The organism is Thalassotalea ganghwensis (genome assembly GCF_053485795.1).
In genome coordinates this window covers 1-2,173 of sequence record NZ_JBQRUM010000045.1, presented here as the reverse complement: position 1 = coordinate 2,173, position 2,173 = coordinate 1, and the positions used below count along the sequence as shown (strand labels likewise).

Annotated in this window: 2 protein-coding genes; both read left to right on the top strand. The window is 36.8% G+C overall.

Going from position 1 to position 2,173, the window contains the following annotated elements; genetic code table 11:
* Positions 1 to 218 precede the first annotated feature (218 nt).
* Positions 219 to 572: a hypothetical protein gene (locus ACSLUH_RS19330; protein ID WP_448570061.1), complete on the top strand. Its 354-nt coding sequence runs from the start codon at positions 219 to 221 to the stop codon at positions 570 to 572.
* A gap of 145 nt (positions 573 to 717) precedes the next feature.
* Positions 718 to 1,950, top strand: a complete 1,233-nt coding sequence (locus tag ACSLUH_RS19325) for a hypothetical protein (protein ID WP_448570060.1) — start codon at positions 718 to 720, stop codon at positions 1,948 to 1,950.
* Positions 1,951 to 2,173: the final 223 nt, after the last annotated feature.

Below are 2,173 nucleotides of genomic sequence, written 5' to 3'. Positions count from 1 at the left end.
CAAAAGAGGAGCCATCAATTAAACGAACTACTGTAAAAGAAGGCCTTAGTTGCAGCTAAGGCTTGGGTCTCACTTTACCTGAATATTGTAAATTTGGTGGGTTTATTATCCATACAAGCCAATTAAGTGCGGGACTGCTAAAGCTTGGCTCAGTTCCGCTTCGCTACACAGTTTAGCCAAGCATTTATCAGCCCCTTATTGGGGCGTTATATGCCATTATGAATCAACCATATCGCGTAAGAATCAAAACTAAAGTAAAAGTTCGTTTTGGGCTTTTTATTTTGGCTTTTGGGTGGGCTTTATACTTTCTTCTGAGTATTGATTTTGGTTTGAAGCAGGACGAAGTTAAGTATGGTCGTACTTATCTTCTAGAAGCAATTGAAAAAAGCTCAAGTGGCTCTTATCGAGGAAGTACCTCTTCAACCAATGGCAAGTTTAAATTACCTTCTGGGAAAATAATTCACTCGAAAATTTATGTCATTTCTCACAATGGACTTTATTGTATTGCGGAAGTATTAATTAATGGTAAAGTTAGCCACTATCAAACACTTAAATATGATAGCTGCATATAACAAGGCGTTTAAAAAAGCGGACACCGTAATGCTTGCTCGGTTCCACTTCGCTTCACATTTTAGCAAGCATTACTAAGCCGTTTAACGCGGCGTTAGCTAACTTGCCATACCGTTGAGCATTAAATTGCGAATAAAAGGATTTAACTTGAAAAAAATAATACTCTTTTGCCTACTTGCTTCTAGTTCCGCTTTCTCTGAAGAACATGATCACGAACAATTTCTTTTACAGGCAGTAAAAATCGGCAACCAAATACAAGAACAAACGAAAGATAAAACTTTAATTGAGAAAATCTCATTCACTGAAGACTTTGCCAAAGATTTTTCTAACAATCCAGTCGCTTTAGATATTATTATGCAAGGGCTTAGTGTTGATTATTCTTTTGCGGGTTCACATAGTAATGCCTTAATTACTAGAGATAAAACTGCTGAAATAGAACGCTCTAGTGTTGAAGATTTAGCTAACTATAATGCAAAAAGTGCTGTAGGCGAAATTTTGGAACGGGCTAAAACACATCAAATCGTTATGGTCAATGAAGCTCATGATATTGCACAACACAGAGTTTTAACTTACCGCCTACTAAAGGGGTTATGGAAACAAGGCTATCGCTACTTTGCCGCTGAAACATTAAGTAGCTCCGCTACTCTGCAAATTGATAGAGGCTTTATAACTAAGCAAGTTGGCTATTATACACGTGAAGCCCTATACGCAAATTTAGTGCTTTCAGCAAAAGAAGTTGGATTTGAAATTGTTTCATATGACCAACATAAGCCAAGTAAACTTAATACAATTGATGAGCGGGAAACTAATTCTGCATTAACCCTCAAAGAGAAAGTATTTGATAAAGACCCCGACGCCAAAATCATTATCCATGTTGGTTACTCTCATATAAATGAGGAAAAATGGCTAGCAAGTAAACTTAAAAAGTACACAGGTTTAGAAACTCTGACTATCGATCAAACTACACGTATAGAACGAAGTAATACTAAGTATGAACATCCTACGTATTCTAGAGCTGTTAAAAACGTCGAATTACAAGAACCATTTCTATTTGTAAAAGGTAACGAAGTTTGGAGTTCTGATTCGAATAAATGGGATATTTCAATTTTTTGGCCGAGGACAAGTTATCTTAATGGACGCCCAAAGTGGGCTTCTTTAGGCCGAGTTAATTACAACGTAAGTACAAATGATTGTAAAAATTCGTACCCTTGTATGGTTGACGTTTTTAAATTTAACCATAAAGATGAAGTTCCCTTGGATAGAGTGCTAATTTCATCTAAAAACGACCACAAGTCAGTCTTTTTGTCGCAAGGTGATAATATTATAGTGACGACTGATAGTAGTGGCAATCAGATTAATAAAGTCAAGATTCGGAATTAAAGTTAGCTAACAAGGCAATCATGTGTGGGACGCCTAAAGCTTGGCTGGCGCTCATTCTTCACTAATTTTAGCCAAGCTTAATACGCCCCATATTGCGGCGTTAGGCATACAAGGAAGGTTTATGTATCATCAAAAAGTTTTATTCGTACTTTGTCTTTTTTTCTTCTCATTTGATTCTGTAGCGGACAAGCCTGTTAAGATTGGAGTAACTTGGGATGTCACA